The sequence below is a fragment of the Halorubrum sp. SD612 genome (assembly GCF_002135005.1).
This window is the reverse complement of record NZ_NEWI01000081.1, coordinates 1-14,294: the sequence shown is the minus strand read 5'-3', so window position 1 is coordinate 14,294 and position 14,294 is coordinate 1. Positions and strand designations below refer to the sequence as shown.

Here is a 14,294-nt window from a genome sequence, read left to right as displayed (position 1 = left end):
AGAACACCTCGCCGTTGCGCACGAACGCGCCGTCGTCCTTGTCGAGGCGGACGTCCGTCCAGTGCTGACAGTAGTTCCGGAACGCGCGCACCTCGCCGGCGGCCCGGGTGAGGACCGCCTCGACCTCGGGGCCGCCGTCCTCGCCCTCGCCGCGGTCGCCCTCGCCCTCGTCGACCGTCTCGGGATCGACCGGGCGAAGCGTCGCGAGCAGCGTGCTCTCCTCCGGGACCTCCTCGACGCCGGCGATCCGGCGGTGCTCGTCCATGTCCGAGCGAGGCCGGCGACCGGCTTGAACGTTGTGCGTTCCCGCGTCGGCCGCGGGATTCTCGCTTCGGCGTCGCCCGACCGGACGCCGTCCGGGAGGCCGGCTCAGACCCCGAGCCACTCGTCGTCGCGCACCTCGTAGCCGTGCGTCCGACAGTGCTTCGCGGCCCGTCGGCGGAGGTCCCGCGAGCCGGGCACCGTCTCCCCCTCCGCGATCCGACCGACGGCCCAATCGGCGACGGCGCGGACGCCCTCGTCGTCGTCGATCTCGTCGATATCGCTCACCGCCCGGAACGTCCGCTCGAACGCCTCGCGCTGCGATCGACCGAACTCCGCGTTCGGCAGGTCCGCCGCCGCCTCGACGACCCGCTTCATCGCGGTCGCGACCGCCGGCCGGCGGACCCGCTCCCGGACCGTCGCGGGCGCGTCGAACGCCTCCGCGTCGGCGTCGGGGATCAGGTCGGCGACGGTGTAGACGCGGGCCGTCGACTCGAGCTCCTGATCGCCGGCCGCGTCGACGATCTCACGGCCCGTCGCCGGGAACGTCAGCGGTTCGAGCGCGTCTTCGAGGGCCTCGGTCGCCGCGTCGTCGATCGGCGGTTCGGCCTCGTCGCCGCGGCGCTGTGCCGCCTCCATGTCGCGCTCGCGCTGTCGTTTGTCGTCGTCTGCGGCCTGTTTCTCTCGTCCGCTCTTATCGTCTGCCATCCGTCACCTACGCCTCCCGGCCGGATAACGGTGTGGTCGGGAACGACACGCAGGTTCGGCGGCCCGCCGCCTCGACTACGGCCGCTCGCCGTCGTAGTGGCGCTCCTCGATCCGCCGGTCGAACAGCCGCGAGAGGAGGGTCGTGAGCGGGCCGGCGACCCCCTCGCCGTCGCCGTCGACCGCGATGCCGTCGACGGTCGCCACCGGCCGGACCTCCCACGTCGAGTTCGTGAGGAAGGCCTCGTCGGCCTCGCGCACGGCGTCCGGCGCGTAGGTCCCCTCCTCGACCGGGATCCCCTCTGACTCCGCGATATCGATCACGGTCGCTCTGGTGACGCCGGGGAGGATCGGGCCGTCGAGCGAGGGCGTCTTGAGGGCGGTCCCGTCGACGAAGAAGAGGTTCGAGGTCGCGCCCTCGGCGACGTGGCCGTCCGGGTCGAGCATCAGCGCCTCGTCGGCGCCGGTCACCCGCAGTTCGAGCCGGGCTAAGATCCCGTTGAGGTAGTTGTGGGTCTTCGCCGCGGCCGGGAGCGCGCGGTCGGCGGGCTTGCGCGTCTTCGTCGTCTGGAGCGCGGCGGGGCCGTCGTGGACCGGGTCGCCTCCGACGCCGCCCCGCGGGAGCGGCTTCGCGACGACGACGACGGTCGGGTCGACCTCGGGGTCGGGATCGAGCGTCCCCGGCTGGACGCCCCGCGTGATCGAGAGCTTCACGTACGCGTCGGCGAGGTCGTTCGCGGCGAGCGTCTCGTCGACCCGTCGTTTCAGCTCCGCGTCGGCGATCCCGTGGTCGAGCCCGAGCGTCTCGCAGGTGTCGCGGAGCCGGTCGGCGTGCGCCTCCCACCGGAAGACGTCGCCGCCGTACGCGCGCATCGTCTCGAAGGCGGCGTCGCCGTAGGCGAACCCGCGGTCCTCCACCGAGACGGTCGCCTCCGCAGCGGGGACGAGCTCGCCGTCGACGTGGTACAGGGGATCGTCGTCGCCGGTCGCCTCGGACCCTTCGCCGTCGTCACTCATGGTCCTCGCACACCTCCACGAAGTTCCGGACCATGCGCTTCCCGCGCGGCGTGAGGATGCTCTCCGGGTGGAACTGGACGCCGACGTGGGGCCTCTCGCGGTGGCGCACGCCCATCACGACCTCGCGCTCGTCCTCGGTGTGCGCGGTCTCGACCAACTCGTCCGGGAGGTCCCCGCGCTCGACGCACAGCGAGTGGTACCGGCCGACGCGGAGCCGGTCGGGGAGGCCGGCGAAGACGCCCTCGCCGTCGTGGCTGATCGTCGAGGGCTTCCCGTGGACGACCTCCGGCGCGTGGCCGACCCGGCTCCCGCGGCTGGCGCACAGCGCCTGGTGACCGAGGCAGACGCCGAACACCGGCCGGTCGAGGTCGAAGACGGCGGTCGATATCCCGGCGTCGGCCGGCGTGCCCGGGCCGGGCGAGACGACGACGCCGTCCGGGTCGAGCGCGCGGATACCCGCGAGGTCGACCGCGTCGTTGCGCCGCACCGTCACCGCGCCGGCGACCTCGCCGACGTACTGGACGAGGTTGTACGCGAACGAGTCGTAGTTGTCGACGACGAGGACCCGCGCGTCCGATTCGCCCGCGCCGGGTCGCCAGCCGCCCGCCGCCGCGCCCTCCGCCTCGCCGCCGGCACCGACGCCCGTCATCGCTCGACCGCCTCCTCGGCCGCTTCGTCGGCCTCCCCGACGGCCTCGTCGACCGCCATCTCGCCGGCGACGAGCGCCTCGTCGACCGCGCTCACCAGCGCCCGAGCCTTCGCGAGCGTCTCCTCGTACTCGGCGTCCGGGTCGGAGTCATGGACGATCCCGGCCCCGACCCGGAGGTGGTACTCGGCGGCGCGGCGCACGAGCGTCCGGATGACGATGTTCAGCGTCGCGCGCCCGTCGAACCCGGCCGCGAACATCGACCCGGTGTAGGGCCCTCGGCGCGTCGGCTCCAGCTCGTCGACGATCTCCATGGTCCGCGGCTTCGGCGCGCCCGTGATGGTCCCGCCGGGGAAGCAGGCCGCGACCGCGTCCGCGAGCCCCACGTCCGGCCGCGCCTCGCCCTCGATCAGGCTCACGAGGTGCATTACCTCGCTGTAGCGGTCGACGCGGCGGTACTCGCTCACCTCGACGGTACCGAACCGCGACACCTTGCCAAGGTCGTTGCGTTCCAGGTCGACCAGCATCGCGTGTTCGGCGCGCTCCTTCTCGTCGCCGGTCAGTTCGGTCTCCAGCCTGGCGTCCGCCGCCTCCGTCTCCCCGCGGGGGCGCGTCCCCGCGATCGGTTCGGTGACGAGGCGGGCGCCGCGGTCGGGGTCGTCGGTCGGCTCGCGCTCCAAGAGGAGCTCCGGGCTCGCGCTCACGAGGTCGACTCCGCTCGGGCGCTCGCCGAACTCGACCAGCCCGGAGTACGGGGCCGGGTTCACCGTCCGCACGGCGTTGTACGCGTCGAGCGGGTGGACCGCGGCGGGCGCGGTCAGCCGCTGGGAGACGTTCGCCTGGAACGTGTCGCCCTCGCGGACGTACGCTTTGACCCGGCGGACCGCGTCGGCGTACCCCTCGCGGCCCACGTCGCTCTCGAAGGTCGCGCCGGCCGCGGCCGGGTCGGGCACTGGCCCCGAACTCGGGTCTCCACCCTCAATACGGTCTATCAGCGCCGCCGCCCGCTCGACGCCCCCGTCGAATACCGTGTCGAGCGCGTCGCGGTCGGCGTCGGGGTCGTCGAGTCCTGCCGGGACGCGCGGACAGGCGGTGACTCGGAGCGTGACGGACTCGGAACCGCCGTCGGCGTCGACAGGGCACTCCCACGCCGCGATCCGGTCGAAGAGCGCGGCCTGGAGCCGCGGGAGGCCGCGGTCGTCGACCGCTCCGGGACCGTCGGACGCCGGCGGCGGGAAGTCCTCCAGGTCGCGGGCGGCGTCGTCGGAGAGCCAGCCGAACGCGCCGCACGGGTACGGCACGTCGCAGTCGCCGCGGGCCAGCATCTTGCCGTCGAGGAGTCCCTCTAGCGCCGTCAGCGAGGGCGACGGGCGCCGGTAGTCGCCGGTGGAGGCCGTCCGCGCGTCGCCGCCCGACCCCTTCCCCTCGCCGCTCGCGGTCGCGACGACCGCCTCGTCGGAGACGGTCAGCCGCTCGACCGGGTCGACGCCGAAGTAGCCCCATCCGGACTGGCCGCCGGTCGTCTCGTAGAAGACGCCGCCGGGGCCGCGCCGCGCCCGGCGGTAGGCCGCGAAGGGGTCGTCGACGTCGACCCGGAGTTCGACCGGGACCCGGGCGCCGTCCGGCGCCGCGGCCGCGACCGCGCGGAACCGGCCCCGGTCGGTGCGTACCGTTCGGTTCATGCGACTCTCTTCGGCGGTGGCGGTGAAACAGTTGCGGTCGACCGGACCCGTCCCGGCCGTCAGAACTCGCTCGCGCGGTCGATCCACGTCGCGGCGCGCTTCTCGCCGACGCTCGTCCCCTCGGCCACGGCGGCCGCGTCCGCCGCGGCGAGATCGTCTATCGTCTCGATCCCGATCCCGGCGAGGCGCTCGGCGTACGCCGGGCCGATGCCCTTGATCTCCTCGACGCTCGGCCCGCGGTCGTCGCCGTCGACCGCGACTGCGTCCTCCTCGCCGGCCGCGGCCTCCGCCTGTTCGGCCGCCTCGTCGGTCGCGGCCTCATCGGGCTCGGACGCCTCGCCGTCGACGAGCGACCCGGTCGAGGCGGCTGCCTCCGTCTCGGCGGCGACCGCTTCCGCGTCGGCCTCGGCGTCTCCGTCGTCGGCGTCGGTCGCCGCGGGGTCGCCCTCGTCCGCGGCGGCCGCCGACTCGCTCCCGGCGGCCGGCTCCGTAGCCGTCGCGTCAGCGGCCGGTTCCGACTCCCGCTCGACGGTCACTTCTGTCTCGCCGGACTCCCGCTCGCTCGAACCGCTCCCGAAGCCGAGCTTCTCTTTGAGCTTCTGAAGTAGGGCCATTGCCCGCGGCTACACGTGCGAGATATTTAAAAACCGTCGCCGGGATCCGGTCGTCCCGTCTCGCGTGTTTATAAGTGGGATCGGGCCGTTCCGGCGGTATGGACGTTCTCAACCCCGTGATGTGGTCGGTCCACGTCGGCTTTGCCGTCCTCTGGGTCGGCAGCGTGCTGTTCGTCACCCTCGCGATTCTCCCCGCCGCGCTCCGGGGCGACATCGGCACGACCGCGCTCGGTTCGGTCGTCGGTCGGCTGCGCTGGATCACGCGGATCGGCGCCCTCGCGTTCGTCCTCACCGGCGGTCACATGGCGGGGACGCTGTACACCTTCGAGGGGCTGACGGGAACGCCCCGCGGCCACCTCGTGTTGACGATGCTCGGCCTGTGGTTCGTCGGCACCGGCCTCGTCGAGGTCGCCGGCTCGAAGCTGGCCGACGGGCTCGACGTCGACAAGCTCCGCGAGCCCGCCCGCGACGCCAAGCCGTTCCTCTACGGCGCGTCCGCCGTCTCCGTCGGGCTCATCGTCACGGCGGGGCTGCTCGCCAGCCCGGGACTGTTCTGAGGAGCGCGAGCGGCGGCAGTCGCTGACGGATGTCCGCGCCGCACCGGCCGGGCTACGCCTCGAAGAGCCGCTCGGCGTCGTCCGCCTGTCGGCGGTAGATCCCGCGCCCCTTCAGCCGCGGCACCTCGTGGCGGTGGAGCCGCTCCGCCGCCGTGTCGTACACGAGCGGGAAGACGTTCGTCCGCCCCCTCGCGACCGTGAATCCGGACATCGCCCCGAGGAGCGACGCGTCGGGGTCCGGCGTCGCGAACGTCACGTAGCCGATCGGGGTGGCCGACTCGCCGCCGTCGGCGCGTTCGGGTCGGGCGTCGATCCGGTCGACGAGCACGTCGCGGAACGCCGACGCGGTGTCGACGAGCGTCTCCGCGTCCGTCTCGTCCGCCTCGACGAGCGCCGCGAACACCGCCACGTCGCCGAGCGTGTCGTCCGTCTCGCGAGTCTCCCACAGGTGGTCGAGTCCGTCTACGTCCGCGTCGACCGCCTCGAAGCCGTGTCGGCGGCGGTTCGCGGCGACCGCCTCCCGGTAGGTTGGGATGTCCATAGGTCGTCCACGATCCGCATGGTAAAAAATGACACAGGTAGCTCCGGACCGGAAGGCGTCCGCGAGACCCGGCGTCTTCCGCGTCGGGTATATACCACTCTATATCCATCTTAGAAACCCTTAATCGGGCGTGACGGGACGCGCAGGTGTGAGCGAAGACGACGTCGCCACGTTCGGGTTCGTCTGTGTACAGAACGCCGGTCGTAGCCAGATGTCGGCCGTGTTCGCCGAACGCGAGCGCCGCGAGCGCGACCTCGGCGACCGCGTGGAGGTCGTCACCGGCGGGACCCACCCCGCGGACGAGGTCCACCCCGAGGTCGTGGCGGCGATGGCGGAGGTGGACATCGACCTCTCCGACCGCGTCCCCCGCGAGGTCTCGACCGCGGAGCTCGACGCGTGCGACGTGGTCGCGACGATGGGCTGTTCGACGCTGACGCTCCCGGACGGCGTCGAGGGGCGCGACTGGGCGCTCGACGACCCGCACGGGCAGGATATCGATCGTGTCCGGGATATCCGCGACGAGGTCGAGGGGCGCGTGCGCGACCTCTTCGATGAGTTCTTTGGCGAGGAGTAGGCGGCTCCGGCCGCGTATCCGTGCGACTCGGGGGTTTCTCTCGCCGCAGGATAGTCCCGGGCGGATTCGAACCGCGAGGACTCGCTTCGCTCGTCCTCTGGGCTCGAATCAATTCGGACACCTGCGGCTCGCGGAGTTGCTCGCCGCAGGATAGTCCCGGGCGGATTCGAACCGCCGTCAATGGCTGACTTCGGGCATCCGACGGGCGTTCTTGATGGAACACCCGACAGCCGCGCGTGAGCCGCAGACGCGGACGGATTCCCTCCAAAGGCCATTATGATTGGCCACTACACCACGGGACTTCGTATTCGGCTAACCGACGGGCACTCAAGTACGTTACTCTCCGCGACGAGACTGGGACGGCCCCGGCTACGCCCCCTCCTCGATCCGGTCGAACCGCTCCTCGAAGTTCTCGCGACAGGAGCCGCAACAGAAGTGGTACAGCGTCCCGTCGATCCGGGCCGACTCCCCCTCGGCGGTGACGGTGTTGCCGCACTCGACGCACTCGACCGCGAGGTCCGCGTCGCCGACCGCGGGCGACCACTCGTGGGCGTCGAGCAGCCGCACCGACAGGTCGCGCACGGCCGCCAGTCCGACCGCGTCGTCGACGAGGTCACGAGCGGTCCCCTCCTCGACGCGCGCGACGACCGTCACCTCGCCGTCGGCGGTGAGGAACGCGTGTTCGACGCGCTCGTGGCCCGCGACCGCCGCGTGAACGCGCTCGGCGTCCGCGGGCGCGACGGCGAGCGTCGCGAGGACCCTGAGCCCGTCGGAGAGCGCGTCGCCGTCGACGCGGAGCGTGAACCCTTCGATGACGCCCACCTCGCGGAGCCTGTCGACGCGGTCCGACACCGCGGGCGCCGAGAGGTCCACGCGCTCGGCGATGTCGCTGTACGGGCGCCTCGCGTCGGCCAGCAGCAGCCGGATGATCTCCCGGTCCGTCTCGTCGAGCGTGCGCATGCCCGGACGTTCGACCGGCGCGGGCAAAAGTCGTCCGGGCGGCGCGGCCGGGCGGCGGCGCTCCGGAAGAACGGTCGTCCGCGGCGGCGACGGAAAGGCAATTGTGCCCGGGGCGCCAACGGGCGGACATGACGACGATAGACGTCGACGGCATGTCGTGTACCGGCTGCGAGGACAACGTGACCGACGCGCTCGGCGAGCTACCCGGCGTCGAGTCGGCCAGCGCGGACCACGAGGCGGGCACCGCGACCGTCGAGGGCGACGCCGACGTGGACGCGGTCGTGGCCGCCATCGAGGACGCCGGCTACGAGGCGTCGGCGTAGGAGACCCGACGTGCGAACGGAGCACCGCACACCCCGAACCGCCGACTTTTTTCGCCCGAGCGCGCTCGCCGAGACATGGACAGCGTACTCGTCACCGGGGGCGCGGGCGGCGTCGGCGCGTGGACGGTCGACGCGCTCGCCGACGCGGGCCGCGAGGTCGTCGCCGTCGACCGCGAAGCGCCACCGACTGAGGAGCGCCGGGACGGCGTCGACTACGTGGCGGCGGACCTCACCGACTACGGCGAGACGCGACAGGTGGTCGACGCGGCCGCGCCCGACGCGGTCGTCCACCTCGCCGCGATCCCGCACCCCGAGGACCACGCCGGGTCGCGCGTGTTCGCGAACAACGTCGAGAGCGCGTACAACGTCTTCGACGCCGCCGGGGCCGCGGGCGCGCGGATCGTCTGGGCGTCGAGCGAGAGCTGCTACGGCACGGTCTTCGCGGCGGACGACTGGCTGCCCGACCGGCTCCCGATCGACGAGGAGACGCCGACCCAGCCCGAGGACCCGTACGGCCTCTCGAAGGTCGTCGGCGAGGAGGTGGCCGCCGCGGCGGCCCGCCGACACGGCGTCTCCGCCGTCTCGCTGCGCCTCTCGTGGGTCACGTTCCCGGGCGACGAGCGGCGCCGCGAGGCGCGCGAGACGTTCGACCCCGCGACCGCGGCCCCGAGCGGGAACTGCTGGTCGTACGTCGACGTGCGCGACGTGGTCGCGGCGGTCGAGGCCGCGATCGACCCCGAAACAGCGGTCGACGGCCACGAGGCGGTGCTGATCGTCGCCGCGGAGAACTTCCTCGGTCGCGACACCGCGGCGACGATCGAGGCGGTCCGCGGCGAACTCCCCGCGGAGTGCGACCTCGACGGCGACGAGTCGATTTTCGACTGCTCGAAGGCGAAGCGCCTGCTCGGGTGGGAACCGGACCACTCGTGGCGCGACGGCGCAGAGCGGGGAGCGGAACGCGACGACGGGTGATCGAGGCGGGGGGATCGCGGTCGAGCCGGGGTGTTCGGGGGACGTCAGGCTCAGTCGTCGGCCGGGTCTTCCGAGTCGGCCGCGTCGCCCGGCGAGTCGCCGTCCTCGGCGGGCGCCGCGCCGGCCGCGGTCGAGTCCGCTCCCTCGGTCATGGCCGTCATCGAGTCGGCGGCGCCGACCGCTCCCGCGTCGTCGACCGTCTCCTCATCGCCGATCGCTCCCTCACCGCCGACCGTGTCCTCGTCGGCAGTGTCACCGTCCTCGACCGTCGGCTCGGGCGGGCGATAGGTATAGACGAACTCCCCGGCGACGGCGTGGAACGCGCCGGTCTCGGGGTCCTCCACGACGCCGGTGTCGTTGTCGATCGCGAAGTCGACGAGGTCGCGGAGCGACCCCGCCTCGGCGGTCGGACGCTCGTGGACCGACGCGGGGAGGCGGAACGTCGTGATCCACTCCGCGAACTCGGAGCGGTCGTCGCGGTACGAGAGGTACGCGCGCTCCGCGGGCGTGAGCGCGAGGTCGAACTCCCGCGTCGCGTACGCGGTGCCGCCGGCGCCGACGAGCCCCGCGAGCAGGAGGAGGGGACCCCCGAGCGACCGGAGCACGCCGTACTCCCGCTCGACGCTCACCGACTCGGTCCGCTCGGTTGTGTCGGACCGGACGCCGGGCTCGGAGACGGAGTAGGTGTCGCCCCCGTGCGTGACCGTCATGTCGAGCGTCTGCGTCGACGCGGTCGGAACCCCGCCGATCGACCCGTCGACGGCCACCTCGGTCGTGACGAACGTCTCCGTCTCCCCCGGCGAGGCGCCGAGCTGCTCTTCGATCGACGCCACGCGCCCGTCGATCGCGGTGCTGTTGAGTTCGAAGGAGGCGTCCACCGTCTCGCCGGGCGCGACGTTGGCGGCCGTCTCCGACGCGATCGGTTCCGTCTCGCGCCAGTAGACGGTCCCCTCATCGCCGACGTTGCGGATGACGAGCGCGGAGTCGAGCTGGACGGTGACGTTCTCCGCGGTCGACGCCGCGTAGCTCGTCGTCACGTTCACGTCGAGCTCGGGCGCGATCCGCGTGAAGTACGTGTCGCGGCCGTCCAGCACCGCGCCGGTCTCGAAGACGGTGTTCGGCTCCGTCACGGTCGCGCTGTGGCGGTACTCGCTTTCGACGGTCAGCGAGGAGACCGTCCGGCGCTCCGTCTCCGTGCCGGGGTCGACGTGCGTCGTGTACACGAGCCCCGCGCCGGCCGCGGCGAGGAGGAGGCAGACCGCGAGGATCGCGGCGGACTGTGCGTTCAGCACGGCGCGGAGTCTGAGTCGACGTTCGTTTGGTTCTGAAGACATGTGTTACCTGTAGAGCTCGCGGAGGAGTCGCTTGTAGAGCGGGGGGCGCTCGCGGGAGTCGCGAGACCGGATCCGCGCGGGCTCGCCGCGTAAGAGCAGGAGGCCGACGCCGACGATACCGCCGCCGAGCAGCCCGTTTATTACGACGAGCGGCGCCCAGGGGTGGACGCCGTACAGCTCGTCGACGATGCCGGGCGGCAGCACGGCGAGGTAGCGGTGTTCGACGACGAACAGCCGATAGTATCCCGTCTCGTCGGGCGCGGACAGCGTCACCGTCGTCGAGGCCTCGCCGCGACTGGCGACCGAGAGCCGCTCCGGCTCGACGTCGACGCCCGGGCTCGCCGGCGTGACGTACGCGTACACGGGGACGAGCCCCGCGTTGGGGACGACGTACTCGATCTCTTGGCTCGTGCCGCGCTCGATGACGGTTGGGTTCTCGGACTCGAACTCGGCGCTCACGACGCCGTACTCCTGCGTGCCGGCCGGGAGGACCATCGCCGCCGTCGCGGTGGCCATCAGCACCAGCGCCAGCGCGCCGAGGATCGCCAGCACGGAGGTGCCGTCGTCGCGCGACCGGTCGCGCGAGTCGCGGTCGCGCGAGCCGGCGTTGAGATACCAGTCGACCGCGTAGGCGACGAGCGACAGCCCAAAGATGATGTACGCGAGCCCCTGCGTTCCCTGGAACGAACGGACGCCGAACGTCACCGCGAGCCACGTCTGGACGGACTGTAACGCGGACTGGAACCCCATAGCGACGGTCCCGAGGTGCGGGATCACGACGACGCTGCCGCCGATCTGGAGCGCCTTCGCTACCACGTCCGCGTCCTGAACGACCGGCTCGCCGCCGTCCTGATCGGTGAACGGGTTGTTGTCTCCCCGAGTGATATAGCCCCGCTCGGCCTCCTCGACGACCCGGTGGGTCGTCAGCCCGCCGCCCTGGATCTCCTGTGCCTCGAACGTCACCACGTCGCCCGGCCCGATCCCGCCCGCGAGCTGTGCCGGGACCGCCACGAACCCGTCGCCGGGAGCGAGCGTCGGCTGCATGCTCCCGGTCTCGACGTAGCTGAGGAGGACCGGTTGGCCGAGGAGCTGTCCGACGACCAGCGAGACGACGACCAGCACCGCGGCCGCTTGGAGCGCGACGGACAGCGTTCGTTTGAGTGACATGGTGTCGAACTCGGCTCGGAGACGGACTCGGGGCGGCGACCGCCGCGAGGCGGTACCTGTCGCGCGGCCGTCAGGTAGTCGTCGATCGCTGAACGGCGGCGTGTCCTTATAACTTCGTGGGTGCCGGCGAACCGGATCGGGCGGCCGCCGTCGCCCCTACTCGTCGAAGGCGCCGGCGGCGAGCAGCGCGAACGGGCCGATGAACCCGAGGCAGAACCCGAGCAGGTGGACGTACAGGTTCACGACGCTCCCGCCGCCCGAGGGGTCGGACGGGAAGCCGACGACGGGGTAGCCGACGGCCACCAGCCCGCCGACGACCAGCAGTTCCCCGTAGCCGGGACGCGACGCGACGGCGGCCGCGTGCGTCCGGACCGCGGGCGGGAACCGGACCTCGCTGCTGGCCGCGTACAGCACCGCGAGGAGCGCGCCCGCGACGCCGATCGCCAGCCCGGCGACCCCGATGCCCGTCGTCGAGACCGGCAGCGCGAGGAGCGCGATCCACCCGACGAGCGCGAAGAAGACCGCCGGCAGCGCGCGCAGCGAGGCCGCAGGCGCGAAGTGTTCGCGGGCGTAGCAGTACCACAGGATCGGGAGCAGTCCGGCGAGCGCCATGTTGATCCCGGAGAAGCCGAAGCCGATCGCGTCCCGCGGGACGGCGAGGTTCAGCGCGGACAGCGCGAACGGGAAGGCGCCGAGGTACGTCGCGAGCGACGTGAAGAAGAGCCGCCGTCGCCCGCCAAGGACGGCGAGCGCGTAGCCGACGCCGGCGAGGAGCCCGTATCCGACGAGGTTCCCGAGGAGGTGATCGGTTCCGAGGTGGACGTAGTGCGCCGCGAACGCCGACGGCACCGTCGGGTCCGCGTACGCGAACGCGAGCGAGCGGCGGGTCGCCTCCGGCAGCGCGAAGACCGCGAGCAGGACCGCGGGCACCGCGAGCAGGACGAGCAGGTCGGTCGCGCGGACGCCGGCGAGCATCTCCTGACTGAACGTGCGGTCCGGCCGACTACCGTCGACGGAGCGATCCGACGGGCCGCCGTCGACGGAGCGATCGCGCTCGTCGGTCGCAGACGTGCTCACGGCCCGTGGGTCGTCGACCAGCGGTTAAGACCTGTCGGCGCGCGCCCCGGATGCGACCCGGGGCTCACGACCGCGGCATCCGGCGGAACAGCGCGAGTCCGGCCACCGCGAGGGCGAGCGCGGCCAGCAGCCCGCCGAGTTCGACGAACTCGATCCCCCCGGGTTCCTCGGTCGGCCCGGCCTCGGTGTCGGCGGCGCTACTCGCCGCATCGGAGCCGCTCGCCGTCTCGGCGCTCTCCCCGTCGCCGCCAGTCGCCTCGGAGTTACTCCCCTCACCGCCCGCCGGGTCGCCGCCGGGGTCGCCGACGAGCAGGGTCCCGGCGGGGGTCCCGCCGACCGCGAGGTCGTACGCGCCGGCGGCCGAGACCGTCTCGTCGAACGAGAGCGTCGCCGTCTCGTTGGGCGCGAGCGCGACCGTCTCGCTCGCGACCGAGTTACCGTCGGCGGTCAGCGTCACCGCGCGCTCGCCCGCCGCGCCGCCCCCGTTTCGGACGGTCGCCCGGACGGTGACGTTCTCGCCGGGGTCGATCGCCTCGGGCGCGACCGTCGCCGCGGTCACGTCGAACCGGGGCTCGCGCGTCGCGACCGCGAACGTCGAGAACTCGGTCGTCGTCGCGCGGAAGTGGACGCGGTCCTCGGGGAGCCCCAGGATATCGACGACCGCCTCGTCGACGACCTCGACCGACACCGCCTCCCAGTCGCCCGCGTCCGTCTGCCGGTAGAGCGTCACGTCCGCGGGGTCGGTCCCGGTCGCGTTGAGGTAGTCCCGGTCCGCGCTGAGCCGGATCGTCATCGCGTCGACCGCGTCGGGCGCGAACTCGTGCGCGAGCGAGAGGTACCCGACCGGACGGGGACGCGTGGGCGCGGTCAGCGCGCTCCCGTTCGCGAAGGGGACCGGGCTCCCCGCTGCGTTCAGCTCGACGCGCTCGTTCCGGACGCCCGCCAGGTCGATCCCCTCCAGCGTGACGTTGTCGCGGTCGATGGGCATCCCGTCGACCCGGAACCGGACCTCCGTACCGGACTCGACGCCGCTCGCGACGAACTCGCGGCGGTCCGCGCTCGGCGAGGCGACCGTCTTTGTCGGACCGCCGTCGCCGGTCGAGCCGAAACCGAAGGTCGACGCGCTCGACTCGTCCGACTCACCGAGCGCCGTCTCGTTCGCTTCGATCGAGAACTCGTCGGCGCCCAGCCGCGTCCCGACGGTCGCGCCGCGCGTGTCGAGTTCGAGCCCGACCGTGACGGTCTCGTTCGGCGCGAGCGTGACGTTGTTCGCCTCGCCTTCGATCGAGTCCCCACCGGCGACGAAGGTGACGTTCTCGCTGGCGTACTCAATCCAGACGTGTGCGTACTCGTCAGCCGTGTACGTGATCTTGAACACGTCGTCGATCCTGCCGGTCGATCCGACGTTCACGCCTTTGAAGGAGGGGTCCTCGATGTTCGGATTTGACGCCGAGACGTCGATCGCGATCTCGTCGTCGTTCAGGTAGGCGTACCGCCCGTTCGGGCCGTCGGCCGGCTGGATCGCGAGGTCGCCGTCGGCGACGGTGTCCGCGTCGCCGTCGATCACTGCCGCTCCCGTGGCGAACGCGAGCGACCCTGCGGCTACGAGGAGGATGGCGAGGGTCAGGGTGCGGCGAGCGGTGGGCATTGATACGTATACCCGCCTATTATATCTCAAGTGTCTTGATAAGGCGGTGCTTGAAACGACTGATACGGTCGTGCGTTAATTTCTACCGTCCTCAAGGGCAGAGATAGTTCCAGATGATCGGTTCCGTGATCGTCGGCAGTCCTCGTTGAATCTGCCGTTTCAGCGTCGAAAGATCTGGTATGAGGCGGTGCTTGAACCATTCATTGAGACGATCCC

At 72.1% G+C, this 14,294-nt stretch carries 15 protein-coding genes, 1 tRNA gene and 1 pseudogene; 4 read left to right on the top strand and 13 right to left on the bottom strand.

From position 1 onward, the window contains the following. The 6 genes and pseudogenes from B9G38_RS10305 to B9G38_RS10280 form a co-directional block, all read right to left on the bottom strand. Positions 1 to 265 (bottom strand): annotated as a pseudogene (locus B9G38_RS10305) (2Fe-2S ferredoxin); the annotation flags it as partial. 104 nt (positions 266 to 369) lie between these two features. Next, a complete protein-coding gene (locus B9G38_RS10300; protein ID WP_086220317.1) occupies positions 370 to 969 on the bottom strand; it encodes a hypothetical protein in 600 nt (199 codons plus the stop codon). A gap of 75 nt (positions 970 to 1,044) precedes the next feature. Further along, entirely contained in the window at positions 1,045 to 1,983 is a 939-nt protein-coding gene (locus B9G38_RS10295; RefSeq protein ID WP_086220316.1) for an aminotransferase class IV, read from the bottom strand. Beyond that, positions 1,976 to 2,632 (bottom strand): aminodeoxychorismate/anthranilate synthase component II, encoded by a 657-nt coding sequence (locus B9G38_RS10290; protein ID WP_086220315.1) that lies wholly within the window; start codon positions 2,630 to 2,632, stop codon positions 1,976 to 1,978. Before B9G38_RS10290 ends, B9G38_RS10295 begins: the two co-directional genes overlap by 8 nt. Further along, entirely contained in the window at positions 2,629 to 4,311 is a 1,683-nt protein-coding gene (locus B9G38_RS10285; RefSeq protein ID WP_086220314.1) for an anthranilate synthase component I family protein, read from the bottom strand. Before B9G38_RS10285 ends, B9G38_RS10290 begins: the two co-directional genes overlap by 4 nt. Before the next feature lie 59 nt (positions 4,312 to 4,370). Further along, complete coding sequence (locus B9G38_RS10280; RefSeq protein WP_086220313.1) at positions 4,371 to 4,925, bottom strand: helix-hairpin-helix domain-containing protein; 555 nt, start codon at positions 4,923 to 4,925, stop codon at positions 4,371 to 4,373. 98 nt (positions 4,926 to 5,023) lie between these two features. Between B9G38_RS10280 and B9G38_RS10275 the strand changes: the two genes are divergently transcribed. After that, a complete protein-coding gene (locus B9G38_RS10275) occupies positions 5,024 to 5,482 on the top strand; it encodes a hypothetical protein (RefSeq protein WP_049932345.1) in 459 nt (152 codons plus the stop codon). A 52-nt stretch (positions 5,483 to 5,534) separates the two neighbouring features. Here B9G38_RS10275 and B9G38_RS10270 read toward each other — a convergent pair whose 3' ends face one another. Next, positions 5,535 to 6,023 (bottom strand): hypothetical protein, encoded by a 489-nt coding sequence (locus B9G38_RS10270; RefSeq protein ID WP_049932342.1) that lies wholly within the window; start codon positions 6,021 to 6,023, stop codon positions 5,535 to 5,537. Positions 6,024 to 6,171: 148 nt separating this feature from the next. On the opposite strand from B9G38_RS10270, the gene B9G38_RS10265 reads away from it, so the two are divergent. After that, a complete protein-coding gene (locus B9G38_RS10265; RefSeq protein ID WP_086217014.1) occupies positions 6,172 to 6,597 on the top strand; it encodes a low molecular weight phosphatase family protein in 426 nt (141 codons plus the stop codon). 151 nt (positions 6,598 to 6,748) lie between these two features. Here B9G38_RS10265 and B9G38_RS18060 read toward each other — a convergent pair. Both B9G38_RS18060 and B9G38_RS10260 read right to left on the bottom strand, forming a co-directional pair. Beyond that, positions 6,749 to 6,899 (bottom strand) — tRNA-Gln (locus tag B9G38_RS18060). Between the two features lie 67 nt (positions 6,900 to 6,966). Then, positions 6,967 to 7,557 carry an AsnC family transcriptional regulator gene (locus B9G38_RS10260; protein ID WP_086220312.1) on the bottom strand — a complete coding sequence of 197 codons (591 nt, stop codon included), beginning with the start codon at positions 7,555 to 7,557 and terminating at the stop codon, positions 6,967 to 6,969. A 128-nt stretch (positions 7,558 to 7,685) separates the two neighbouring features. Here B9G38_RS10260 and B9G38_RS10255 point away from each other — a divergent pair, with 128 nt between their 5' ends. Together B9G38_RS10255 and B9G38_RS10250 are read left to right on the top strand one after the other, a co-directional pair. Then, positions 7,686 to 7,880 carry a heavy-metal-associated domain-containing protein gene (locus B9G38_RS10255; protein ID WP_086220311.1) on the top strand — a complete coding sequence of 65 codons (195 nt, stop codon included), beginning with the start codon at positions 7,686 to 7,688 and terminating at the stop codon, positions 7,878 to 7,880. A 75-nt stretch (positions 7,881 to 7,955) separates the two neighbouring features. Further along, entirely contained in the window at positions 7,956 to 8,852 is an 897-nt protein-coding gene (locus B9G38_RS10250) for an NAD(P)-dependent oxidoreductase (RefSeq protein ID WP_086217008.1), read from the top strand. Between the two features lie 50 nt (positions 8,853 to 8,902). On the opposite strand, the gene B9G38_RS10245 is transcribed toward B9G38_RS10250, so the two are convergent. The 4 genes from B9G38_RS10245 to B9G38_RS10230 all read right to left on the bottom strand — a co-directional run bounded on the left by B9G38_RS10245 (position 8,903) and on the right by B9G38_RS10230 (position 14,078). Further along, positions 8,903 to 10,186 carry a DUF5305 domain-containing protein gene (locus B9G38_RS10245; protein WP_049932335.1) on the bottom strand — a complete coding sequence of 428 codons (1,284 nt, stop codon included), beginning with the start codon at positions 10,184 to 10,186 and terminating at the stop codon, positions 8,903 to 8,905. A gap of 3 nt (positions 10,187 to 10,189) precedes the next feature. After that, entirely contained in the window at positions 10,190 to 11,353 is a 1,164-nt protein-coding gene (locus B9G38_RS10240) for a signal peptidase I (RefSeq protein ID WP_086220310.1), read from the bottom strand. 156 nt (positions 11,354 to 11,509) lie between these two features. Continuing rightward, positions 11,510 to 12,430 carry a hypothetical protein gene (locus B9G38_RS10235; protein ID WP_049932333.1) on the bottom strand — a complete coding sequence of 307 codons (921 nt, stop codon included), beginning with the start codon at positions 12,428 to 12,430 and terminating at the stop codon, positions 11,510 to 11,512. A gap of 64 nt (positions 12,431 to 12,494) precedes the next feature. Continuing rightward, on the bottom strand, positions 12,495 to 14,078 hold the full coding sequence (locus B9G38_RS10230) for a CARDB domain-containing protein (protein WP_086220309.1): 1,584 nt from the start codon (positions 14,076 to 14,078) through the stop codon (positions 12,495 to 12,497). Between the last annotated feature and the right edge of the window lie 216 nt (positions 14,079 to 14,294).